Raw genomic sequence first — 22914 nt, forward strand, 5'->3', positions numbered from 1 at the left:
TGCCCGCAAGACGTTCGGTGCGGCGTGCTCCGGTATCGCGACGCTGTCGTACCTGCCCGCGGCCGATGAGGCCATCGTGTCCTCGCCGGGAGCCGAGCTCCGCACGATCAGCGCGCCACCGTGGTAGGCGGTGGCAAGGAAGTCGACGACGATCGGGCTGCGGGTGTGCCAGTTCCTGAGCGAGATGATGTGGCCGCGATCGATGGTCGCCGTCTCGATCAGCGGAGCCAGGCGCCGCAAAGTCAACGCCTTGGTCGACAATAAGCTGCCGGCCGTTGCCGTCGCCATCACAGGTCTTGTCTCCCGACCAGCAGTCCGCTGTCGGCAGCTTTCAGCCGAGTGCCGGCCCGTGAACCACCGAGGCCGCTGCCGGGTTTGAGCAGGTCGGTCAATGTGCGGACCATGCCATCGCCTTGGGTGGCCAGGTAGCGCAGCAGCCGGGCACAGGTGATCGCCGTGGACAGGGCGCAGCGGCGGTCTTGGTCGATGGCAAGGCCACCGGTCAGACCGAGCGCATCGGCAATGGCTGCGAGTTCGTACGACGAGTGGCCGGGCAGTTGCCGCCGGGCGAGCATGCGGGTATCGATGACCTGTCGTGGCCGCAAGCCTGGCAGTTCGCGCGTGAAGACCTCGATGTCGGTGCTGACCTGGTGGCTGACCAGCACCCTTCCGTTGAGGGCACCATGCAGTTCCGCGGTGGCGTGTGGCGTCAGCCGATGCGGCGCGGCCGGCCACGTTCCGCCGGCCCCGATCGTTCCGTTTTCGATCGGCACGACCGCGATCTCGACCAGATCGGCGGCCTGCTGCCCTGTGCTTTCGACATGGACCGCGGCGTAGTCGAACGCGTCCCACGGGGTCCGTGGTTCAGTCATTCGGGCACTCTCCAGACATTCCAGCGGGTTGCGTGGTGATCGTTGGGCGACGGTGGCCGGCGCGACGGCTTCATGAAGCCAGGAGCCGGCCGGTTCCAGGCGGCTGTGTTTGGCGGCTCGCCGGGTGCAGGGGCGGCCGGTGAGGCCGGCGGCAATCGCGAACAAGGCGGTGGCGGCAACGACCATGAGGTCCAGCACGAGCAGGTCGGCCGGCGATAGCCCGGCAATGGCGGATATCACCTGCGTGGATGGGCTCGCAGTGATCGTCATGGTCTGCCTGCCGACGGCAACGTCCACGACAACGGACCATCCGGGTCGCCGCACCACACGGACTGCGATGCCGCGGTGACGGTGATGCAGAACTGGTTCAGCGGAGGCGAACCCTCTGCCCGCCAGGCCGAGACGGCGGATTCGGCCGGCTGCCACAGGTCAGCACCCCACCAGCTCATCTGAGCCGTCCCGCCAGGTCCGGACCGGACCCGGGTCATCGCGGCCTGAGCGGGTCAACCAGGCAGACCTCGTCCCGGTCCACCCCTGCCGTTACGCGTCGCACGGTCGGCAGCGACAGCTGGGCAACGAACTGGGCAGTCACTCCGGACGTCCCGGAGTCCAGGATCTGTGGCCCGATTGCCGTCGTCCGCTGAGCCCCTGGCGCCGGCGGCACGGTCAGCTCGGCCCCGTCGCTGGCCAGGCTGCTGCCGGTTGTCCGGGCCGCAAGTAGTTGCTCCGAGCCACCACTGAACACCCCTTGGGCGGTCGCGGGATCCTTCACCTGCAAGGTCGCGATCGGCGCGTCACGGGTAAGGCTGCCGCGCAGGCCTGCCACGATCAGGCCGCCGGGGATCGTTTGCTCGACCCAGGCAGTCGGGATGAACCGCACTGAGCAGTGTGAGATCACTCGGTCATACAAAGCGCCGGCCGGGTAGCCATCCAGCCCGTCGGCGACCACCAGCTGCGGGTCGAGTCCGGCCTGTCGCATCGCCTGACCGGCCCGCGTGGTGACCTCGCTGCTCGAGTCGACCGAGGTCACCTGGTCTCCGCCGAGCCGGTGCGCCAGCAGCGCGGCCGAGTACCCGCTGCCTGTTCCGATCTCGAGCACCCGCATTCCGTCGACAACTTCCAGGCCTTCGAGCAGCCGAACAACCAGGCCGGGCGCGGAGGCCACCGCGGTCGCGTGGCCACTGACCTGGCCGCTGCCGTCGGCAAACACCCGGCCGATCCGGATCGGCAACGTGCGGTCGGCATACACCTGGTTGAGCCAACTGAGCAGGCCTACCTCGTCTTGCGACACCGGAACCCACACGCACTCATCCACTTCGGCGAAAAACGGACCCACAAACAGCTCCCTCGGGACCGACGCCACTGATCGGCTCCAGTGGCGAAAGCCGGGTCCTTGCCGTAGCTGCAGCTCGGCCGTCAGCTGCCGGCGTCGCCCGGCTGCCGGGTCGATGAGATCGGTAGGAGACATCGTGGGGTTCCTTACTCAGATGCAGAAAGGGGGCGGGCCGCGCGCTGCCCCTCGCGCTCGGGGCCTTGGTTCGGCAACGCGAGGGACAGCGGGGCCATCCGAGACCTGACATCGCCCCTGCAGGTCCCGGAGTTGGAACGGTGGGCGCCCGCGCGCATGGAGGGCGCCCACCGGATCGGAGAGGAGTCCTCAGCCGCTGCCCCAGATACAGGGGGAATCTGTTGCAGCGACTGAGGACTCCGCTTGGGCGACGGGGCCGGGACCGGCAGCTGAGAAGGCTGCCGATTGAGGAGACTGAGGAGCCCGGCCCCGCCGGATCAGGGTGGTGAAGGGGGAACCGTCAGCACGACGATGCCGGCCTCCACGAACTGCTCGGCATAGACCTGCGGGATATCGGTGCCTTCGAGCACAGCGACGGTCTTCACTTCGTCGCGGCGAGCTTTGACGACCAGTGCGTCGAGCCGGGCTCGACCAGTGCTGTGGAGATCGGTGAAGATGCCTTTGAGCTCGTAGCCCTCGCGGTTGGCGAAGCTAATGAGCTGCCGCCGGCATCCGGCTTTGGCTTTCGCTGAGGCGAGCGAGTCCTTCACCGTGAAGTAACCGAACAGATCCGGTCTGGTCAGGTCGGCCACCTCAGTACTCCCGGTCCGGGGTCTCCGGCCGCACAGGCACATTGGTGACCTGGACGCTTGGCCAGCGGTGGGACCAGCCGTTCTCGCAGATCTGGGCCTTGCCAGCGTGCGTGGTGATTCCTGCAACCAAACGTTCGCCGAATCGGGCCTCGACACGACGCAGCGGCTGGGCTTCGACTGTGGCGGTCATCAGATCCCCCGGAGTTCTCGGTGGATGTCGCGCAGGATCAAAACCCACACGTAGGCGGCAATCCATCCCAGCACCTCGAATCCGCTCATCTGGCTGCTCCTGGCTGACGGACGAGGAAGCCAACAAGATGACCGTCGCCGCCTCGCGATCGCGGACCTGATCAGGACCGCAAACCCACCATGACCATCCGCGGCCGCGCCGTCCCGCCATATGCAGAACCTGCATATGAGCACGGCCGTACCGCGTCCGGATCGCCGGTGGCTCACAGCGCTGTCAGTGGCCACAGCAGCTGATCGCTCGGCAGGTCCGGAGCTGGCGAAGCCGGTACGGCGTCGTCGGGCAGTGGCAGTGGCTCGTTGGTGACCCTGAGGCCAGCGAATCGGCGATCCATCGACGCCGCGTACCGAGTAGCCAGTGCGGGTTCGGCGCAGTAACTGGCGATCAGGTGCGATCCGAACCAGACGCGTACCTTGCGCCGGCGCTGGCGGCTCCCATCGACCGTTGCCGGGGTCACTGGTCCCTCATATCTTCGGCGACGTCGCCGAGGAACCCTCCCATGCCTGCCGCGCCGAGCAGGCACAGCAGTACGAATACGGCCTGGTACCAGTGCATGTCTTCTCCCCTGCCTCAGCGCGACCACCTGAGCCCAGTGGCTGGATGGTGACCACGTAGCGCGATCCCAAGGCCGGTAGCGAGATAGCCGGCGTCCAACTGATCACGCAACTCGTGTGTTCTTGCGGTGACTACGAGTAAACAGAGATCGACAGTGAAAAACCTGAGCCCAGAAGTCCTATTTGTTGCGCATGGCAATTGCGGCCAGTCAGGCGTGGATCCACCCGGATCGCCGCGAAAAGTTGCCCCCACGTCCCGGAAATCTGGTCACAGCCGCCTTGCTCTTGCACCCGAACGACACCATCCTGGACAAACTGACCGAGAGTAGGCGGACATGAGCACAGCGCAGGACAGGGGCAGCGCCAAGGCTGCCCGCACGGCGCTGCGCCTGCAGCTCATCAGCCAGGGCTGCACGGTCGAGGAGATCGTTGGTGAGTTCCAACGCCGATGGGGATACGGCACTCTTGCCGCATTCCGGCACGCCTGTGGCCTGTCACAAAGCGACGCGGCTGCTCTCTACAGTGCAGCCGATGACGCGCACGCGTCGACCGACTTCAGCCTGATCTCCAAGCTCGAGCGGTGGCCCGGGCCAGGTAGCAGAGTGCCGACGATCTACAACCTTGTCTTGCTCGCTCAGGCCTACAACGTCGCACCCCACCGGCTCGTGGCACCCGCGGATCTGACCAACCTGTCAGCCCGCGACCGCATCGCGCTCGCCGCGATGCGCCCTGCTGCCGCCACAACCCAGCTGCTGCAGCAGTCTGAGCCGGTGACCGCAACGAGCAGCGAGCCGGATGGTCTGAGAACGCTCGGTCCCGACCTCAGGCAGCTTCTTCGCCAGCTTCCCGGACGCGAACACGGACCTCTGCCACCGCACCTTCTGGAGTCCATTGACCGGCTGCGCCGAGACACCGACGACGTGCTGTCGGCCGGCACCGTGACCGGGTCCAGGATGGAACTGATCGAAGGCTCCGTCCAACAGCTCCGCCGAGACCACATCCGAGACGCACCCAACACGATGCTGGCTGCCTTGCTGACGGAATTCGTTGCCGTCGTCAACCTCACCGAGCAGCGCCAAACCGCGCGGATCCGGACCCGCCTCGCCGGGGCAACCGCGCAACTGGCCACACTAGCGGCAGACAGCCTCATGAAACTCGGTGAAACCACCGACAGCCACGCCTGGTACCGCACAGCACGACTCGCCGGAGACGACACCCACGATCATGCACTGCGCGCCCAGATCCGCGCTCAGGAAGCGATGCTTCCCTACTACTACGGCGACCTACCGCGCACGATCCGCCTTGCCCAGGAAGCTCAGCGCATCGCCGGCGACCTGCCTTGCGCTGCCGCCTGTCTGGCCGCCGCCGCTGAAGGTCGCGCCTGGGGACGGATCGGCGACCGCGACGCAGCAGAACAGGCCATCGGCCGAGCCCAAGACATTTTCAACCAGCTACCCGACCCCGATAGCAACGACGCCTTCGCCTTCCCCGAAAAACGGCTACTGCTGTATCTGTCCGGAGCCCTCACCTATCTCGGTGAACCCGCCCGGGCCGAACCGATCCAAGACCGTGCGCTCACCCTCTACTCTCAATCCGGCTCCGGATTCGCGCTCGACCCGACACTGATCCAGCTCGACCGCGCCGCCGGCCCTCGCGGACACCGACGCGGTCGGAGCATGCGAACTGACGCAAGAGACACTGGAAGCGGTGCCCGCCGGGCACCGGACCCAGATCGTTCTCACCCGAGGAACCGACGTGCTCTCAGCCCTCCCCCGCGCCGCACGGGCACTGCCAGCAGCCGCCGACCTGCGCGAAATGCTCGCGCTCACCGCGGCCCCGTAAATGACCTCGCTGATCACAGAGACCACCTTCACCCCCGACACCACACAACAAGTCCTCGCCAACGTCTGCTGCCAAGCCGGCCTCGACCCGGCCGGCGCCATCTTGCTTCGTCACCAGACCAACGCGGTCTACCTCGTACCCAGCAGCCAGATCGTCGTCAAGATCGCGCGGCCCGCCGAGCGGCCCGAAGACCTCAACCGAACGCTCGCCCTAGTGCGTTGGATGGTGAGTCGAGGCATCCTCACCGTCCCCCCTTCGCACCACGAGCAGCCGCTGGAAAGTGCTGGCTGCTTGGCCACCTTCTGGCCCTACATTCCGCAGCAGGACCAGCCTCGAGTGACCGCCGGGGACCTAGGCGAACCGCTCAAGGCCCTTCACACACTCACGTCGGCGCTCGATCTGCCACCGCTTGACATCATCGACGGTATCCGTGCCTCGATCGCGGCAAGCCGCATCCTCGACCAGGCAGAGAAGCAGTTCCTCACTGGGTACAGCGACGATGTCATGGCCGATATGGCCTTGGTCCGGTACGAACTGCCGACCGGGCTGATCCATGAAGACCCGCAACACCACAACGCACTCCGCATGCAGCAAGGAACCGCACTCATCGACTGGGACGGAGCCTGCATCGGCCCCCGAGAATGGGACCTCGTCACAATCGAGATCCACTGCCGGCGGTTCTTCTCCGACCCACAGGAGTACAGCCAGTTCGTCGAGGCCTACGGCATCGACATCCGCGACTGGTCCGGATACGACACCTTCCGCGACCTACGCGAACTCCGAATGATCACCACCAACGCCCGCAAATCCGCCCCCGGCAGCCCATCGGCCAACGAAGTCCATGCCCGGATCGCGCAACTCCAGCGAGGCGAAGGCGGACCGCTGTGGAATCGTCTCTGACACCCCTCGGCCGAACCACCCTGATTCTCCCTGCCGACAAGCTGACCGGTACGCAGCATCGGTCGCGACAAGACCGCGGCCAGCAAGCCGATTACACCTACGTCGGGCGGCTCCCCCGCCCGGACGGCGCCGGTACCTTCCTGTACCTTGCCGGTATCCACGCCCCCGGCACCGCCGGCGCAGCCGCCTGGCTCAGCGACAACATCGACAAGATTCACCGCGACGCGCGAGGCAAACGCTGGTCGGCGCTGATCCAGGTCGACCACGACGAACAGCGCAACATCACCGGCACCAGCACGCTAGCGCCCCTCGTCCGGCACGACGGGAGCTCGCGTTGATCACCAAGGCCTGGACCGAACCAGGCGACCCGAACAAACCCAACGAGGACTGGTACGGGGTCACCGAGGATGCAGCGGCCGCGGTGGTACTCGACGGAGGAACCGCACGAACCGGCACCGGCTGCATCCACGGCGTGGCCTGGTACGCCCACCAACTCGGCTCAGCGCTGATCCACAAGCTGCCCGGCCAACTCCCGCTGCCCGAGATCCTCGCCGCCGCGATCCATCACGTCGCAGACCAGCACCGCCACACCTGCGACCTCGGACACCCCGGGACCCCGTCCGCCGCCGTCGGAATCGCCCGCCGGACCAGCGACTCTCAATGGGACTGCATGGTCCTGGGCGACATCACGATCATCGTCCAAACGCGTCAAGGGCTCGTGCTCTTGGAGGACACGCGAATCTCTTACTCGGCCGGCGAGTATCGCAAGATCGCCGACCAGTGGCCCATCGGATCAGCAGAAAAAGACGCCGCTCTCGTCGACATGAAGTATCAAGAACTTGCCGAGCGCAACAAGACCTATTGGATTTCTGCCGCCGACCCGACCGCCGCCACGCATGCCTTCAGCCAGACAACCCACGGCGTGCAGGAACTCGCGATCCTCACCGACGGAGCTGCCCGAGCCTCTGCTTTCGGACTGGCCGACTGGCCAGGAATTCTCGACCTGCTCAGTCACGCAGACCCCGCACAACTCATCCGCGTCGTCAGAGCCAACGAAGCATCCGATCCCGCCGGTCAAAGGTGGCCACGCAACAAGCAATCAGATGACGCCACTGCCATCTACCTGACGATGCTGCCATCTCACCGCGCTGCCGAGAAGTGAGAGGTTGCGCGATTCAGCGGAAGTCCCGCGACTTGGTTTTGGCCGCGAGAGGGACTGGTTCGATGGTGCCATCAGCACGGAGGATCTGCGGGCGGCGACGGTTTAGGAGATGTGCAGTCTTGGTGACTGCGCACCGAAAAGGCGACCCGTGCATTCGTCACGCCGTGAGGAGTTCGCACCGGGCGCGCCGCTGCGTCAGGTGTTCGACCACGACGACCTGGTGGTCACCAAGCGAGACCCGCACGGACCGGCCCTGAGTTCGGTATCGGCGCCACGGATTCCAGGCGCAGACGCTGGAGCAGGCGAGATCCGGCCCGGGATGCGCGTGCTGGAAGTCGGCTCTGGCGGCTACAACGCGGGCTGATCGCCGAGCTCGTCGGCACCACAGGCGAGGTGACCACGGTCGACATCGATTCGTTCGTGACCAACCGCGCCGCGCAAGACCTGGCCGCTATCGGGTACGAACGGGTGCGGTTACTAGTTGCCGATGCCGTAGCCGGGCGTGGCGGAGCGGGCGCCGTCGGTCTGACGAAACAGCCCAGCCGAGACGCTCATCGACCACCTCCTGCGTTGCGGCGGCTAGCTGCAGCTGCCTGCCCCCGAGCGCGGGGAACATCGCCAACCGGTGAGGAATTCACCTATCCCGGCGGATGTGGCATCTTCGTCGCACTCGCATGCCGGGGCCGCGCCTTGCCGGGAGATGGACAGATCTGGGCCGTAGTCTCGACGGGTGGATGAGACACACGAGAACGACGTGACGTTGCGGTCTGGGATGCTTGATCGTTTGGCGGCGATGCGGGGCCGCCCATTGGCCGACGATGTGGCCAACGTGATGATGGTGGTGCCGCGGCACGTGTTCGTACCTGGGGCACCGTCGTCGGAGGCCTACGGCTTGGGCGCCGTGGTCACGCACTGGGACGGGCAGGGTGTTCCAAGGAGCTCGGCGTCCGCGCCCGGCACGGTTGCCGGGATGCTGGAGCAGGCCCAGGTGAGGCCGGGGCAGCGGGTGCTCGAGATCGGCGCCGGGACTGGGTACAACGCTGCGCTCCTGGCACATCTGGTGGGGGCGTCGGGGTCGGTGACCACGATCGAGTACGACGCTGATGTCGCCACTGCCGCGCGGAAGCATCTGGATGCCTATGGAGCGGACCGGGTCCGGGTGGTGACCGGCGACGGGACGCTCGGGGCGGCCGAGGATGGTCCGTTCGATCGGATCCTGGTGACGGCTGGGGCCTGGGATGTGGCGCCGGCGTGGGTTGAGCAGCTCGCGCCCGGCGGGCGTGTGGTATTGCCGTTGCGTCTGCGTGGTCTGACGCGGGTGGTCGCGTTCGAGCGGGACGGGGCCGGGCTGCGGAGTGTGTCGGTGGTCGAGGACGGGTTCATCCCGATGAAGGGCATCGGCGCGATGCCGGAGAAGAACGTCCCGCTCGGACCAGGCCCGGACCTGACGCTGCGGATCGACGATGCGCAGCCTGTGACGCCGGCTCTGCTGCAGGCCCTGGACAGCGAGGCGACACTGGAATGGACGGACGTCGTGGCACCGTGGGCGTGGACGCCGGAGCAGGACTTCTGGCTGGCCACCCTGCCGGGGTTTTGCAGGGTATTCGTGAACGCGGAAGCTGTCGCTGCGGGGCGGATTCCCCGGGCGAAGGACCCGTGGGGCGCCTGGGGGGTCTACTCAGGTGCATCACTGGCCTATTTGGCCGCACGGCAGGTCGACGGAACCGACCAGATGCCGATGCTGCAGGTCGGAGCGTGCGGGTTCGGACCCGAGGGCGCCGGCCTGGTGCGCCTGCTCACGGAGCGGGTGAGCGCGTGGCAGGAGCACTCGGCGGGCGGGGTCGAGATGACGATCGAGGCACGACCGCACTCATCGGCGCCGCTTCCCGGAGAAGACGCTGCCCTGCTGGTCGTCGACAAGGTGGACCATGTGTTCGTTGTGACCGCGGCCCTGACAGCGACGTCCGTCGAGGTGTAGCGCGGCGCGGAAGAACACAGCGTGATGAAGGCCCTGACGATCGCGTCAGGGCCTTCATCACGCCACATCGGTTCCGAGTTCAGGCGATGAGGAGCACGGCGTCCCAGGGCGTGGTGACCGGGTGCGAGGGAAGGCCGGCGAGGTCGCTGAGGGTCAGGGCGACCCCCGCCGCCCCCGTCAGGAATCCGGGGTTGTCGTGGCTGATCCCATGCTCGACGTGGGCCACGAGAAACGGCCGGTCGAGGTCCAGCGACTGTGCGACTCCGGCCGCCGCACGCTCGGCGACGCCGGCGTGAAGATCGGTCGCGCAGCGCAGCACCCCGGCGTACCCATGGCAGAGGGTTGGCGCCTCGATGCCCCAGTCGTTGCGCAGGGCACCGAGTTGCGCCAAGTCCGCGCGGGCGGCCTCGGTCAGAAGCGCGTCGTCGAGCGCACGTGCCGCATGCATCAGGCTCCTGGCGATCCCGAGCGGCCCATAGCACCACGCCGCACGCCGGCCGTGCCGGGTGATGCTGGCACCGTCATCCAGTTCCTCGCCCGTGGCGTGGTCCGGCCAGCCGTGGTCGTCGGCCCGCCACCGCTCGAGCCAGGCGACGGCATCCCGGATCGCTGTCTGCTGCCCAGGGACGGTGTACCCAGCGCAGTGGGCCAATGCCAGGAGCGCAAGGGGGCCGGCGACGCCGTGGGCGAGGCCTGTGTCTGCGGCCCCGGAGTGGTCGAGCCGGGCGGCGACGACAGCTGGGTGCTGCTCAGTGGGAACCCACCATCCTGGCAGGGGTACTCCGTTGTCGGTCAGCATCGTAGTCATCGCCGTCAACGCTGCGATGAGCCCTGGCTCAGCGACGGCGTTGCCGCCGACCACAGCGGCCAGCAGGACGCGGCCGATGCCGGCCAGGCCGGAGATCGTGTCGTAGACGTGCCATGACGTCCCGGCCCCACCCACACGGATCGACTCGGCGTAGAGGGCAGCAATGTCGGCGGCGCGAGCCGACAGCCAACTGACGGACCGGGCAGTCGCTGTTGCCGTGACGTCTGGGTCGGGCAGGTAGGGGGAGCCGAGGACCAGCGAAGCGGTCAGTCCTCCCATGGCCCCATAGATCCCGGCACCTTGGCCGATTGCGCTGGTGGCGTGTTCGGCAGCGGCGTTCCAGTGGGCATTGGCCGCTGCGCCGAAGACCGGGTCGACGGCGGACAGACGCGCATGGAGCAGCGCCGTCCCTGGTAGCCCGTCGGCGAGCGTTGCGATTCCGTACGACGGAGCGGCCGTTGCCACTCGGTGCGGGTCCAGCAGCCGTTCAGCGATAGCCAAGGCGGCGTCTGCGGTGTTCATCGGCGCTCGCGGGCGAGGAGGTCTGCCGCCAGCGCACGCGCGACATGTTCCTGGTCCCGGTCGAGACCCAGCCGGTTGGCGTGCATGTGAACCATCGACGAGGCACAGTCAGCGCGCCGACCGACCGGCACCGTGTCTCGGTAGACCGTCAGCGCGCCCTCACGCCGGTCCCACATCTCGCGCCCGAGCTGGTCGAGCAGCACGGCTGGACCGGACAGCGCTTCCGCACGCAGTTCGTTGACGCGTCGGCGTTGAGGGCGGTCCAGTCGGGGACGGCCGACCGCGGCATTCGGCTCACCGGTGAGTCCGCGGGCGATACCGATGGCCGAGAGCGCAGCGAGCACGAGCCGGGTGTTCTCGTCCGGCGTGTCCGCCAGGAGGCTCAGGGCGAGGTCGCTGTCGGCGTCGAAGACTCGCTCGGCGGCATCGATCGCCTCGGGACCGCCGTACCGGTCGGTCTCCGGTTCGTAGGACTCGATGACCAGACGTCCGACCAGACCGTGGGCCATCCAGGTGGCGAAGCGGTCCGACAGAGCAGGAAGCACCACCGTGCTCAGCAGCGAGGGTTCGCCCGCGAACCGGACACGCAGGTGCGGCCCGTGAGCGGCACTGTCGTAGCGAAGCCAGAACCAGCGGTCAACGTGGCAGCGCAGTGCGGTGGTCAGGTCCCCGATCTGTCGGAGTAGGTCGTCGTGATGGATGCTCGGCGACGGGATGGTCGCGGACAGCCACCGGCCGCCCGGTAGATGGATGACCGGAGGTGTCCAGATCGCCGGCCGGTTGTCGTCCGCGGCCGGGACGCGTCGGGGTCCTTGGAGCGGGACGACAAGCTCGAGGACGTGCCGCCCGTCCGGACCGTTCGCGACGTCCTGGACCGCATCAGGTCCACCGGGCAACGCGCTCACGGCGTCCGCGCCACGGCGGACGTAGCGGCGCAGGAGTTCCCGGTCGCGAGGATCGTCCAGGTCGAGCAGCAGGCGCTGGTCAGCGTCCTGCGTGACCACGAACCGCGGCACGGTGGGAACGGCCGCCGAACGCCACCGGGCAAGCTCGGATTCCCATGCGACCGTGTCGGCGACGGCCACGACGAGTGGGTGGGGCAGGCGCCACCGTGCCGGCGACAAGATCGTGTTCCGCCATCGCACCTGGGGCACGAACGGGGCGTCATCGAGCGGACCCCATGTCCAGGAGTGCCAAGGGTTGGCGCCGGCGTTTGCGAGATCCTGGAGCACGCGGACGGCGGGAGTGATGTAGGCAGGGCCGATCCTGGAGAAGAGTACGGGGGCGATCTCCCGGTCGAGGCTCCGCGACCACAGCGTGAGGCGGTGCCCGTCCGAGGCCAGATCGAGATCGGCCAAGGTCAGGTCACCTGGTCCGGGGACCGTGCCCACGCAGATCCGCTGCGGCACGAACCCGGCCGGCAACGCAACGGTCGCCAGAGCCGCCAGGCGTGGCCGGACCACGACCTCGGCGCGCAGCGGCACCGCAGGATCGACGGCAAGGCTCGGCAGGTGCAGGAGCGAGGAGAACCGTCCGAGGGTCGATCCCGCGTCCTGGGTGCTGCCGAGGTACGCCGCCAGCAGGTATCGGCCCTTGGCGAGGTGGTCCGGCGACTCGGACAGGACCCGCGCGTAGAGCTCGGCGCTGGACGGCGCCACGCGCTCACCGGTCACACGCAGCGCCGCCACAGCGTCCTCGCCGAGCATGACCTCGGTGCTGTGCCGGGCGGCCGCATCGGCAATGAGGCCGGCCAGGACGCGGCCACGGATCGGGGTCTTCTCCGGCCCCGGGGGCTCGTCGTCGTCTGGGCTACCGAGGCCGGTCACAGGGTCGACGACAGCCAGTAACGGGACGCGCCGTTGGATGCCGTACCGATCGACGAACCGGGAGTGGTACGCACCCAGGATCTCGGGTGACGGCGTGATGCTCCACAGCAGCCCGGCCGCATCAGCGGCCTCAGCAAGGAGTGAGCGCGGGACCTGGACGTCTGCGTCGATCGCGACGTCGACCGTGATCGGGCTCTCGTGGGGCGCGATGCGGTCGCAGATCGCGCGGGCCTCGCCCAGGGCCTCAAGGCGCTCGTCCGTCCCTGGCGGGTACTTATCTGCCTCGGCGAGCAGGTCGCGCAGCTCGACCAGCGGCCCGGCCATCTCGTGGCAGGCGGGAACCCGGGCCAGGAGATGCTTGAGCGGCTCCTGCGCGACGTCGTCTGGCAGCAGGTCCACCAGCAGCAGCCCGGTCCGGGCAAGCCTCTGCACTGTCGCCCGCACAATGTCGGCCGGAACACTCGGCCAACGGGCCTTGATGGCGGCCGCGACCTGCGCCAGGCAGGCCGGAGTGCGGCACGTGCCCACAATCAGCTCGACCGCCGGCGTCGCGCGCAGCGTAGTCCGCTCGGGCTTCCCAGACCCGATCGCCGATTCGTGTTCGTACCGGTCGCCGCGACGCACGGCGAGATCGTTGAAGGCCAGCAAGACGGCATCGAGCACTTCAGGATCGTTCAGGAGTTGGTTGGCGACATCGTTCAGCCAGGCGGCTGACGGAGTGCTCCGAGCGCGATGGTTCTGCCCCACGCTGAACCGGGCATCTCTTCCGGTCACCTGGGCGACCTGGACGCCTGCGAACGCACCCCGCGGGGTCGCTCGCGTCCGAGCGCGACGCTCGTAGGCGTGCACCGTCGTAGCAAGCCGTTCGTCGGCGTCCAGGGCGTCGTCGGTGACCGTGGCGAGAGAGCGCGAGGCGAAACGCACCGCCTCCAGAAACGAGCCGGACAGCACTCGTGCCGCACCAGAAGACGGCCGGCTTGCGAGCAGCGGTGTGCGCGCCAGGACCGGGAACTCCGTGTGCAGCGCGAATGTGCGCTCGCGCCTCATCGCCACGGCCCCTACACCCGGCAGTTACGGCAGGTGGCCGAGCAGCCCACGCTCGGACAGCTCGCCGAGCAACCGTCGTTGGTGTTGTTGGTGCACGCCATCGGGACTTGCAGAGTGCGGATGTCCAGATCGAACAGATCGGCTGTCAGCCGGTCGAGGTTGGTCTCGGTACGGTCCAGGACCGTCGTCGGTTCTGTCATGGGGTGTGCCTCTCGGTGAGGGGAGGAGCTGTCATCTCTCATCGAAGCCAAACGTCGGCAGGCAGAACAGAGCACGACGGCCGCACCGCTGTCGCATCCGTGTCGCACGGCCGAGGCCCCGCAATGAATCGCTGCCGTCCTCGGTGACCTGTGAGGCACACTTGGCCCGTCAGGGGTTCGGTTCGACCAGGAGAACGCGATGTCCGCGCAGTCCCGTGTGGAGTTCCGCTCGCTAGACGGCCTGCGGCTGGTCGGCGACATCCTCGTGCCCGATGGGGCGCCGGTGGTGGGCGTGCTGCTGGTCCATGGCCGCGGCGTGACCCGGCACGAGTCCGGCTTCTTCGACCGGATCGCCGAAGCCCTGGCCACGGCAGGTTTCGCATCGCTCCGGTTCGACCTGCGCGGGCACGGAGAGTCCGAGGGCACGCAGGAGGACGTGACGCTCGCGGGCCTGCTGAATGACGTCCGGGCTGGGTTCGAGGTACTGCGCACCGAGACAGGTGTGGCAGTAACGTCGCTGGTTGGGCAGTCCTTCGCCGGCGGGATCTGTGCGTACTACTCCGCTGAGCGCCCGGCGGAGGTGGAGCGCCTGGTGATGTTGTGCCCTCGTATCGACTACAAGGCGCGAACGATCGACGGACGGCCGTACTGGGTGGATGACCATCTGGACGACGAGCATGCCGACCTGCTGACCAAGGACGGCTTCTTGCAGTACTCGACATCGTTCCGGCACGGGCGTGCCTTCCTCAACGAGGTCTTCTGGCTCCAGCCGCACACCGCGCTCGGCGATGTCGTCGCGCCAACGCTGCTGGTCCACGGTGATGCCGACACCCAGGTACCGATCGGCCCGTCCTACGACGCGATCAAGGAACTCAACGATCAGTCTCGGCTCATGGTGGTCGAAGGCGCCGGTCATGGCTTCGCCGTGGCAGGCGACAAGGCCTACCAACAGCCGCAGACTCTGGACTGGCAGGCCGAGGTCATCCAGGGAATCACCGACTGGATATCCGCAGAGCGCTGATCGGCGCGACCGTCTGGTGTGCGGCTATGTGCAACGTGTTGGCGAGAGGAGGTAAGGATGCCGGACAGCGGGGAAGTGGACGAAGAGAGCGTAGGGTCGCGGATCGCGATGTTCCGCAACCTCGCGGGTTACACCCAGCGTGAGTTCGCCGATCACTCCCATCTCTCACTCGGTGCGATCCGCAAGGTCGAGCAGGGCGAGCGCGTGCCTACTTATGGCTTCCTCAACACCGCCGCTCGAACTCTCGCAGTCAGTGTCGAGCAACTCAACGGCCAGCCCTACCCCAGCCGGGAACGGGCCGATGCCCGCGTCCACGCACCGATCGTTGCTGTCCGCGAAATCGCGCGGGCCTACGATCTCCCACCTGAATGGCGTCCAGCTCCGCGGCCGCTCGACGCCGTCGCCCGCGAAGTCGATCTGGCGACGCGATACCGGGCCGCCGCCCGGTACACCGCATTGGGCGAAATGCTCCCCGCACTCCTCGAAGAGCTCACCGCGTGCGCACACCACCTGCACGGCAAAGCTCGGTACCGTGCAGCCCGCCTGCTGGCCTCCTGTTACTACATGGCCTACTGCCTTGCGTCCCGCCTCGGCTACGTCGACCTCGCCTCCATTCTGGAGGAGCGGCTCCAGTGGGCATCCTCGCTGGCCGACGACCCGCTCTCGATCGGCCTGTCGCAGTGGACCCGCGCCAACGGGTTCCAGGTCGCCAAGGACTACGACACGGGCCTGCGCCTTCTGGAACGGTCGTACGATCAGCTCTGGGACACGGTCCGCACGGACACCTCAGGCCCCGCGGTAACCCTGCTGGGGAGCATCCGCCTCCGGCAGGTGACCCAGGCCTCTCGCGCGCGCGACGAGGACGCGACGGCACATTACTTCGATGAAGCACGGCGCTTGGCCGAGCGCGTCCCTGGTGGCGTCGACCTCGTCCACTATCACTTGACCTTCGGGCCGGTGAACACCACAGTTCACGACATCGCCGCACAGATCGAACTCAAGCATGTCGACGTCGCGGCTGAACGAGCCCGGGCGCTCCACCTACCCGCCTCGATGCCCCGCACCCGCCGTGGTCATCACCTCATCGACGCCGCCCGAGCTTTCATCGCCATCGGCGATCACGACGCCTCCTTGGTGGCTCTGCAGAAGGCCCGTGCAGTCGCACCGCAGCAAACGCGATACCACCCGATGGCGCGGGAGGCCATGCACGTTCTGGCCGGCCACCGCCGCAAAGCCAATGAAGAGGTTCGGGCTCTCGCGGCATGGTTCGGGTCGTCCACCACCGGCGCCACCTGACGCTCTTTGTCAAGTGCTACTGCCCGGCAGCAGTACCCCACGATGGGGTACTTCGATGCCCGCAGCTCCTGGAGTCTGGTTTCGTCGGGATCCATCCATCCGGGAGGGCACGTGGCGACTCAGACAGTGACCATCCACAGGCACGACATCAAGCGCCTGCTCCAGGCTGCAGTTAAGGCGCGGACACTCGAACGATTCGCCGCAGGCGATGCCCACACCGCCGTCATCATGCTCGAGCTAATGAACACCGACAAGGAACAGCCTCCAACGACGGACGAACCGACCCGCGTCGCTCCCGCCCTGCGCGTGGAATGCTCGCCGCCGCCGACGCCGACGCGACGTGACGCGCTGGCCAACCGCAGACGGGAGGTCTGCAAGACCCAGGAGAGTCTGGCCATGGAGATTGGGGTTCAGCGGTCCACGGTCGCCCGCTGGGAGTCCGGCGACACGACACCGTCGTTGTGGGCACGGCCACGGATCGCCAACGCACTCGGCGTCACACTCGACCTGCTCGACGTGTTACTGATCAACCTCGTTGAACAGAACCACCCACAGATCGCGAAGGACGACGTGGTCGGACCGGTTGCGGCGCCGATGCCGCCTCCGGTTCGCGATGCGAAGCTAGGCGCTGACGCCGATGATGCGTTGAGACTGAGCCTCGTTCCGGGACCTGACAGCAGCGCCTCGTTACAGCCCGCACCACCAACTGTGCCTCAGCTCCGCTCCACACCACAGCCGCTATCTCACTCGGTTGCCAACCGTCCGGACCTCGATCCGTGGCTGCTGCGAGCCGTGCCCCAACCGCGCCGATCCCGGTCTTCTCGCGACCGATCACCAGATGATGGGCGCGAGCGCCCTACCGTCTTGATCATGATCGACACCGATCTGCAGGCAGAGTTGCTGCGACGGATGGAACCAGGCGATGAGGGCCGCCGCACGGTCGAAGACCACACTGACGATCCGCGCACCACGCAATGGGAAGCCGTGATCATGATCGATCAGAGCGAGGCGGCGTGGCTGTCCAGGGTAGTTACCAAGACCGGCTGGCCCCTGCACTCAGCCGTTGGTGAGCAAGCGACGACTGACGCGTGGTTACTGGCTCAGCACGCCGTCCACGAGCCTGAAACCCAGCGTGTCTTCCACCAGCAGATGACCACCGCCACCACGCACAGCGAGGCGGCCCCGCGGCTGCTCGTCTACCTGGGGGCCCGCATCCGAGTCAACGCCGGCCGACCGCAGCTGTACATCAGTCAGTTCGAAAGCGACGCCGCCGGCACGCTGCGACTCCAGCCCATCGGACCCAGACGCTTTGGACAATTGGCTGGCAACGGTCGGACTCGATCCGATCGCAGAGCACTAGGCCACGATGTACAGCATCTGGAGCCGATAACCCGACTAGTGATCGGTGCTGATGGGAGATCGGCGACGGTTGAACGGCAGGGTGAAGTGCGGCAAATCAGCCGGAGGCCCAGTCGCGGCACCCGGGATCATCGATTCCTGTTGCTGTGTGTCTTAGCGCCACTGCGGGAACCGGCGATGGTCCCTCGCCTGGGCGGCGCTCTACTGCCAGTCGATGACTAGTTGGTTCAGTGGGGTGGCGAAGGTGAAGCGGCCGGCGGCCGGGGCGGTGGGTGCGGCATCGCGGGCCTTGAGCTCGAAACGGGCCTCGCGGCCGCGGTAGTCGTGGTCCCAGGTACGCATCGACTCCCTGACGCGATCGGCCAGGTCGTCACTGCCAGGGCCGTGCCCGACGACTCCGAACTCCCACAGTTTTGCGCCTTCAGGAGTCCGCTGGTCCGACAGCCTCCGGACCAGGTAGGTCAGAGCGCCCTTGTCGACCACTGCGCTAGAACTCGGGTAGGGGTCGTCCAGAAGCAGGTTGCCGACGGCTTCGGCGCTGAAAGGCATCCGGTTGAGGCCGCCTGGCATGGTGCAGGTCAGCCACAGTTCCATCCACTCCGGCGACTCCATCGCCTGGTAGTAGACCTCGGACCAGATCACGGTGCGGGGCTGATCGATGACCCCGGCCAAGGCAGCGGCGTCGATCGCCTGCTCGCTGTTGGTCTGCAGACGCACAGAGCCGTTGGACGCGAGCGCGATGAGGCGACGGTCGTCGTCGGCGATGCCTTTGCGCAGTGGCATGAAGGTGTTCATCTCGCTGCCGACCGAGACCCAGTGACCGTCGTGGTTCTCGTAGGTGATCGAGCGGGACACGCTGCCGCGAAGCCGTTGCGGCACCACCAGGCGGCCGCCAGGAGCGAGTTGGTCGAGCCAGGTGCGCGGGACACCGTGGGCACCCACCGTGGCGATGATTCGGTCGTAGGGGGCAGCGTCGGGATACCCGAGCGCGCCGTCGCTCTGCAGGACTGTGACGTTGCCGATGCCGGCGGCGGCCAGGTGCGACCGTGCATTGGTGACAAGGTCGTCGTCGACATCGATCGTCGTGACGTGGCCGAAGGGTCCGACCAGGTGGCCGAGCAGTCCGGCGTTGTAGCCGGTACCCGCACCGAGTTCGAGGACGTTGTGGCCAGGCTCGACCTGAAGCTGCTCGAGCATCAGCCCGACAACGCCCGGTTGTGAGGCGCAGCTGATGGACGTTCCGTCCTCGGTTCGCTTGATGTCGACGGTCGAGTTGGCGTAGGCCTGTTCGAGGGACACGTCGGGGACGAAGAGGTGGCGGGGCACGGTCTGCATGGCTTCTTTGATCGGAGGCGTCCGTACGCGACCCTCGTCTACTACCTCGTCGACCAAGGCGAAACGCAGACGGTCAGCTACCGAGGTCTCGTCGTTCGGATCATAGTTCACCGACGTGAGGCTAGCGTGCCGTTCCGACATGCTGCGAGATTGTCGCACCTGTGTGAGATCGTGCCGAGTTCCTAGGACGCGATCCGCTAGTACCCAAAGAACTAACACTTGCTCGCGCAACTGCGCGACGCCCGCGTCGGCGGCGACCACGTCCTGGCGGAGGCGCCTCGGCCATCGCCTGACCGAGATCTGGGTTCGGGTGGGGACCGTCAACTACCTTGTCAGACTTGGCCAGCGAGCATTGACCGATCAGCCTGGTCAGCTCCGTTACCGACGCGCCGCGACCGGCTCTCGATCCTGGTCGTTTGTGAGATCGTCGGCGGGCCAAGCGGTGCGCCGCTTTGGGTAGGACCGAGTTGGGCAAGGGAGAATATCGTGGCAGATCCGTATCGTGGCCTGATTCTCGACTTCGGCGGTGTACTGACAACTCAGATGCGCCTGAACAGCAAGGCGTTCGAACAGTCGGAAGGGCTCGAGCCTGGCGCTTATGTTGCTGCGCTGGAAGAACATCCCGATGGGATCGCGGTCTATGCGGCGCTGGAAGTCGGTCAGGCCACGCAGGAAGACTGGAATCGGGTGATCGGTGGAATCCTTGGCATCGACTCGAATGACCTGATGCGCCGCGCCATCGCCAACCTGCACCCTGAGCCCCTGATCGTTGCCGCGGCCGAGCGTGCTCGAGCGGCCGGCATCAAGATCGCGTTGCTCAGCAACAGCTTCGGCCTCGCGCCCTACAACCCCTACGCGGATCGCGGGCTGTGGACGGACTTCTTCGACGCGGTGATTGTTTCGGAGCTGGAGGGCGTACGGAAGCCATCGGTTGAGATCTACGAGCGGGCGCTTATTGCCCTGGACCTGCCAGGTGCACAGTGTGTGTACGTCGATGACGTGGCAGCGAACCTGGCCCCTGCCCAGGTGCTGGGCATCCGGACCGTGCACCACACCACGAATCCGTTTACCACGGCGAGCTTCCTGGACTCTCTCCTACTCACCGATCCGATCTGATTCAACGGACCGCGGCTCGGTGTGAAGCGAGGTCGCGCGCAATGTCGCGTAGCTGCAGGTCGCCAAAGCCAGCCAGCCTGCGCTCTACCTCGGCAGGCTCCATACGCGCCCGCGGGGCAGGCCTATCGCGCATCATCTCCTCCCGAGCAGACCAGACCTGCCTTTTCTGACAGGCTCCTCAGCGGCATGGTAGTACTGGGGCTTCACCACAGCCCGTTGTCGAAGCCGTCACGCAGCACTTCGGCGAACTCACGACGAGCTGCAGCCAGTTCGACCTGATGGCCGGCCATTGCGTCCAGCAAACTGTCCACCGACCAGGTTGACAGGTATCCGAACCGGGCTGCGTAGATTCCGACTGCGCGGATCTCGTAGCGGTCGGAGTAGTCCATCAGCGTGTATCCCAGCAACTGATAGAGATCCTGCGGCGTGAGCTGCGCTGCCCGGGTCCCGTCTGCGCGAGGCTTGCCTCCCTGACCGGCCTTGAAGTCGACAAGCAAACCGCCGGCAATCAGATCTCCGTCGGCGTGGAGGTGCTTGCTGCCGTCGAATGTCATCCCGGTGACGACAGGTCCAGCCGGGAGCTGCGGAATCAGCTTGTCTTTCGCCAGGTCGTGCAGCGCGATCAGGTCCAGGACCTCGTCTTCGTTGGCGAGCTTCAGCAGGTCGTCCACAGAACTGCGGCGGTCGAGTTGCATCAACCTGGATCCAGTTGCCGTCGATATCCTCACGAGCTCGGTCAGCAGTGCAAGGGCATAACATGTCCGAGCCCACCACTCGCTATCTCGGTTTTCGTGGGACGCTGCGTTCATGATCACCCGACCGTCAGTTGCCGGTCCGGCCAGTAGTTTGATCAGCTCCATACCTGCTGTTTGACACGCGACATTCTGTCGGCGCATCCCAAGGATGGGGAGCCGCAGGTCGATCGCCGGATCGATCAGCATCCGGATCCACCAGTCGATCGCTGTCCCCTGAGTTCCAAGGCTCACCCCGGATCCTGGACGGACCTTCGACGACCCGGCTGACACACGAAACTCCGATTGGATCGGCTTGTACTGTGGAAAGGTTGATGCCATCCACCTGGCCACGGTGCTCTTCGGGCTACGGATCTCGTGGGTCATCGAGGACATGCCAAGCACCCTAATCCTGGCAACCGACAATCTGGGATAGGTCAGACAGCCAGGCAACGGCCACCGCGGCCGCGCCTCACACAGCCCGCTAGGCCTACGTTCCCGCCTACCTTCCTTCTGGTTATGTCGTCGCGATATGGCAAGGTCCAGTTCATGACGATCTCGATCGATGTTCTCGCTGGGCTTGACGACGTCGATTGGGCCGCGCTGGACCATGCGTACGGCCCAGCGACGGATGTTCCGGTCGACCTGCGCGCGATCTGCGGCGATGACATCGCGGCCATGTCCGAAGCATTCGATCGGTTGGCGAACAACGTCGGGCATCAGGGCAGCCGGTATCCGGCGACTCCGTTCGTGGTCCCGTTCCTGGCGCGCATCGCGGTGGCCGGCACACCGTGGGCACGGGTGAATGCTCTGCCGCTGCTGACGTTCTTGGCGGTGGCTTGGCACGACGAGTACAAACTGCCGATGGGAATCGACCCAGCGGGCTGGCGCGCCTCCGTCACCCCACCTGACGTCGAACTGCGCGAGATCGACGAAGAGATCGCCGGCGAGACCAACCCGGGCAAGCGAGACTGGCTGTTGAGCGTCCGAGCTCTCGTTCTCGCGGGGCGTTCGCTCGACGGCCGCATAGAGAGCTTGCACGCCTACGACGCTGTGCGCCGCGAACTTCCGCTCGTCCTGGGCCTGCTCGCCGATCCTGATTTCGTAGTGCGGCAGCACGCCGCGTACCTGGTGTCGTGGTTCCCGGAGGAGGCCGCCTCGATCGTGCCAACCCTGGTCACCCGGCTGGACTGCGAGTTCTTCCCCGAGACTCTGGCCACGGTCGTTTTGGGGATTGGGTTGCTCGGCTCGGCCGAGCAGATCGAACCGATCAGCGTGCTGCTGGATTCGCCGGAACCGCTGGTGCGCTGGGCTGCAGCAACTGCACTGGCTCGGCTTCGCGTCGTGCACCGCATGGACGGCGCTCTGGCCGCGCGGGCGTTCGGCGAGCTGGCCAGGGTGGCGAGTGGCCCGCGCCTGGAGCAGAGCACGGACCACAACGACGGGAACCTGTACGCCTACACGGGACGCTCACTGCTGCTGTTCATAGACAGTGCACCCGAGCATCGGCTGCCGGTCGACGAGGTCCTGATGGCCGTGGCGGGGTGCCTCCAGCACGTCACCATCCGGCAGTGCGACACGGTCGCTGGGGCGACGCTGGAGAAGGCCTTCGACGTGCAGGGAACTGGCCCTGCACCGGCCTTCGGCGACTTGTCCCCCGGCCGCCGGACCTTTCTGCGTGCCCTGGCCAATCACCCAGGCGCGCTGAACTACCACCAGTTCCCAGGGCTATCGCTGGAGCGCCTGCTGCCCGCGGCACGGCTGCCGGAGATGAGCCACGGCCTGCGCACCTACACCGGTCTGCCGCCAGCGAACAAGATCGACGATCTCCGCTTGCCCGACGACTGGTGGGCCTGGTAACCACGGCAGCGCGATGTCGCCGGGTGTCCGTCAGTCTCGGCGTCGCGGAGGTTGCTGTGCGAGCGGGGGGATCGAGTGGCCGAACCGATGGCTCGGCGCAGCGATCGCCGTTTCACCGTGAGACAAGAAGCAAGGAGG

General features: G+C 66.8%; 22 protein-coding genes. 11 read left to right on the forward strand and 11 right to left on the reverse strand.

The genetic code is table 11. The features are described from left to right. Positions 1 to 287: 287 nt before the first annotated feature. From F1D05_RS10855 to F1D05_RS10880, 6 genes are all read right to left on the reverse strand, one after another. Positions 288 to 1142, reverse strand: a complete 855-nt coding sequence (locus F1D05_RS10855; protein WP_185447318.1) for a 3'-5' exonuclease — start codon at positions 1140 to 1142, stop codon at positions 288 to 290. A 214-nt stretch (positions 1143 to 1356) separates the two neighbouring features. Then, a complete protein-coding gene (locus F1D05_RS10860) occupies positions 1357 to 2175 on the reverse strand; it encodes a methyltransferase domain-containing protein (protein ID WP_185447320.1) in 819 nt (272 codons plus the stop codon). A gap of 482 nt (positions 2176 to 2657) precedes the next feature. Then, complete coding sequence (locus F1D05_RS10865; protein ID WP_185447322.1) at positions 2658 to 2972, reverse strand: hypothetical protein; 315 nt, start codon at positions 2970 to 2972, stop codon at positions 2658 to 2660. A 1-nt stretch (position 2973) separates the two neighbouring features. Then, positions 2974 to 3162 carry a hypothetical protein gene (locus tag F1D05_RS10870; protein WP_185447323.1) on the reverse strand — a complete coding sequence of 63 codons (189 nt, stop codon included), beginning with the start codon at positions 3160 to 3162 and terminating at the stop codon, positions 2974 to 2976. A gap of 1303 nt (positions 3163 to 4465) precedes the next feature. Then, positions 4466 to 4894, reverse strand: coding sequence for a hypothetical protein (locus F1D05_RS10875; RefSeq protein WP_185447325.1), 429 nt, complete (start codon positions 4892 to 4894; stop codon positions 4466 to 4468). Positions 4895 to 5056: 162 nt separating this feature from the next. Then, positions 5057 to 5209, reverse strand: coding sequence for a hypothetical protein (locus F1D05_RS10880; protein ID WP_185447327.1), 153 nt, complete (start codon positions 5207 to 5209; stop codon positions 5057 to 5059). A gap of 271 nt (positions 5210 to 5480) precedes the next feature. Here F1D05_RS10880 and F1D05_RS41930 point away from each other — a divergent pair, with 271 nt between their 5' ends. From F1D05_RS41930 to fxlM (F1D05_RS10905), 6 genes are all read left to right on the forward strand, one after another. After that, entirely contained in the window at positions 5481 to 5615 is a 135-nt protein-coding gene (locus F1D05_RS41930; RefSeq protein ID WP_281388935.1) for a hypothetical protein, read from the forward strand. Next, positions 5616 to 6515 (forward strand): phosphotransferase enzyme family protein, encoded by a 900-nt coding sequence (locus F1D05_RS10885; protein WP_185447329.1) that lies wholly within the window; start codon positions 5616 to 5618, stop codon positions 6513 to 6515. After that, entirely contained in the window at positions 6500 to 6853 is a 354-nt protein-coding gene (locus F1D05_RS10890; protein ID WP_185447331.1) for a hypothetical protein, read from the forward strand. Before F1D05_RS10885 ends, F1D05_RS10890 begins: the two co-directional genes overlap by 16 nt. After that, complete coding sequence (locus F1D05_RS10895; RefSeq protein ID WP_206686167.1) at positions 6850 to 7677, forward strand: protein phosphatase 2C domain-containing protein; 828 nt, start codon at positions 6850 to 6852, stop codon at positions 7675 to 7677. Before F1D05_RS10890 ends, F1D05_RS10895 begins: the two co-directional genes overlap by 4 nt. A gap of 148 nt (positions 7678 to 7825) precedes the next feature. Then, on the forward strand, positions 7826 to 8041 hold the full coding sequence (locus tag F1D05_RS10900; protein WP_185447333.1) for a hypothetical protein: 216 nt from the start codon (positions 7826 to 7828) through the stop codon (positions 8039 to 8041). A gap of 366 nt (positions 8042 to 8407) precedes the next feature. Further along, positions 8408 to 9655 carry a methyltransferase, FxLD system gene (gene fxlM, locus F1D05_RS10905; RefSeq protein WP_185447335.1) on the forward strand — a complete coding sequence of 416 codons (1248 nt, stop codon included), beginning with the start codon at positions 8408 to 8410 and terminating at the stop codon, positions 9653 to 9655. Positions 9656 to 9734: 79 nt separating this feature from the next. On the opposite strand, the gene F1D05_RS10910 is transcribed toward fxlM (F1D05_RS10905), so the two are convergent. From F1D05_RS10910 to F1D05_RS10920, 3 genes are read right to left on the reverse strand one after another with little or no spacing between them, the layout of a single operon-like run. Next, entirely contained in the window at positions 9735 to 10985 is a 1251-nt protein-coding gene (locus F1D05_RS10910) for a lanthionine synthetase LanC family protein (protein ID WP_185447337.1), read from the reverse strand. Beyond that, positions 10982 to 13858, reverse strand: a complete 2877-nt coding sequence (locus tag F1D05_RS10915) for a lantibiotic dehydratase (RefSeq protein ID WP_185447339.1) — start codon at positions 13856 to 13858, stop codon at positions 10982 to 10984. The genes F1D05_RS10910 and F1D05_RS10915 overlap by 4 nt, the downstream gene beginning before the upstream one ends. Positions 13859 to 13869: 11 nt before the next feature. After that, entirely contained in the window at positions 13870 to 14058 is a 189-nt protein-coding gene (locus F1D05_RS10920) for a hypothetical protein (protein ID WP_185447341.1), read from the reverse strand. A 199-nt stretch (positions 14059 to 14257) separates the two neighbouring features. Here F1D05_RS10920 and F1D05_RS10925 point away from each other — a divergent pair, with 199 nt between their 5' ends. The 3 genes from F1D05_RS10925 to F1D05_RS10935 all read left to right on the forward strand — a co-directional run bounded on the left by F1D05_RS10925 (position 14258) and on the right by F1D05_RS10935 (position 17956). Next, positions 14258 to 15079, forward strand: a complete 822-nt coding sequence (locus F1D05_RS10925; RefSeq protein ID WP_185447343.1) for an alpha/beta hydrolase — start codon at positions 14258 to 14260, stop codon at positions 15077 to 15079. Positions 15080 to 15136: 57 nt separating this feature from the next. Further along, positions 15137 to 16375 carry a helix-turn-helix transcriptional regulator gene (locus F1D05_RS10930; protein ID WP_185447345.1) on the forward strand — a complete coding sequence of 413 codons (1239 nt, stop codon included), beginning with the start codon at positions 15137 to 15139 and terminating at the stop codon, positions 16373 to 16375. 111 nt (positions 16376 to 16486) lie between these two features. Then, positions 16487 to 17956 carry a helix-turn-helix domain-containing protein gene (locus tag F1D05_RS10935; RefSeq protein WP_185447346.1) on the forward strand — a complete coding sequence of 490 codons (1470 nt, stop codon included), beginning with the start codon at positions 16487 to 16489 and terminating at the stop codon, positions 17954 to 17956. Here F1D05_RS10935 and fxlM (F1D05_RS10940) read toward each other — a convergent pair. Beyond that, positions 17936 to 19180, reverse strand: coding sequence for a methyltransferase, FxLD system (gene fxlM, locus F1D05_RS10940; protein ID WP_206686168.1), 1245 nt, complete (start codon positions 19178 to 19180; stop codon positions 17936 to 17938). The genes F1D05_RS10935 and fxlM (F1D05_RS10940) overlap by 21 nt on opposite strands. 375 nt (positions 19181 to 19555) lie before the next feature. Between fxlM (F1D05_RS10940) and F1D05_RS10945 the strand changes: the two genes are divergently transcribed. Further along, positions 19556 to 20185: an HAD-IA family hydrolase gene (locus F1D05_RS10945; protein WP_185447350.1), complete on the forward strand. Its 630-nt coding sequence runs from the start codon at positions 19556 to 19558 to the stop codon at positions 20183 to 20185. Positions 20186 to 20388: 203 nt separating this feature from the next. Here F1D05_RS10945 and F1D05_RS10950 read toward each other — a convergent pair whose 3' ends face one another. Next, positions 20389 to 21312, reverse strand: a complete 924-nt coding sequence (locus F1D05_RS10950; RefSeq protein ID WP_185447352.1) for a hypothetical protein — start codon at positions 21310 to 21312, stop codon at positions 20389 to 20391. A 123-nt stretch (positions 21313 to 21435) separates the two neighbouring features. Between F1D05_RS10950 and F1D05_RS10955 the strand changes: the two genes are divergently transcribed. Further along, on the forward strand, positions 21436 to 22776 hold the full coding sequence (locus tag F1D05_RS10955) for a HEAT repeat domain-containing protein (RefSeq protein ID WP_185447353.1): 1341 nt from the start codon (positions 21436 to 21438) through the stop codon (positions 22774 to 22776). Positions 22777 to 22914 lie beyond the last annotated feature (138 nt).

This window comes from Kribbella qitaiheensis, from assembly GCF_014217565.1.
GTDB classification, from domain to species: domain Bacteria; phylum Actinomycetota; class Actinomycetes; order Propionibacteriales; family Kribbellaceae; genus Kribbella; species Kribbella qitaiheensis_A.

Bases quoted from the DNA above. Each gene is read 5' to 3' on its own strand.
- F1D05_RS10855 (WP_185447318.1), bottom strand. From the start codon at position 1,142: ATGACGATCACTGCGAGCCCATCCACGCAGGTGATATCCGCCATTGCC.
- F1D05_RS10870 (WP_185447323.1), bottom strand. From the start codon at position 3,162: ATGACCGCCACAGTCGAAGCCCAGCCGCTGCGTCGTGTCGAGGCCCGA.
- F1D05_RS10885 (WP_185447329.1), top strand. From the start codon at position 5,616: ATGACCTCGCTGATCACAGAGACCACCTTCACCCCCGACACCACACAA.
- F1D05_RS10910 (WP_185447337.1), bottom strand. From the start codon at position 10,985: ATGAACACCGCAGACGCCGCCTTGGCTATCGCTGAACGGCTGCTGGAC.
- F1D05_RS10915 (WP_185447339.1), bottom strand. From the start codon at position 13,858: ATGAGGCGCGAGCGCACATTCGCGCTGCACACGGAGTTCCCGGTCCTG.
- F1D05_RS10920 (WP_185447341.1), bottom strand. From the start codon at position 14,058: ATGACAGAACCGACGACGGTCCTGGACCGTACCGAGACCAACCTCGAC.
- F1D05_RS10925 (WP_185447343.1), top strand. From the start codon at position 14,258: ATGTCCGCGCAGTCCCGTGTGGAGTTCCGCTCGCTAGACGGCCTGCGG.
- F1D05_RS10930 (WP_185447345.1), top strand. From the start codon at position 15,137: ATGCCGGACAGCGGGGAAGTGGACGAAGAGAGCGTAGGGTCGCGGATC.
- F1D05_RS10950 (WP_185447352.1), bottom strand. From the start codon at position 21,312: ATGTCCTCGATGACCCACGAGATCCGTAGCCCGAAGAGCACCGTGGCC.
- F1D05_RS10955 (WP_185447353.1), top strand. From the start codon at position 21,436: ATGTCGTCGCGATATGGCAAGGTCCAGTTCATGACGATCTCGATCGAT.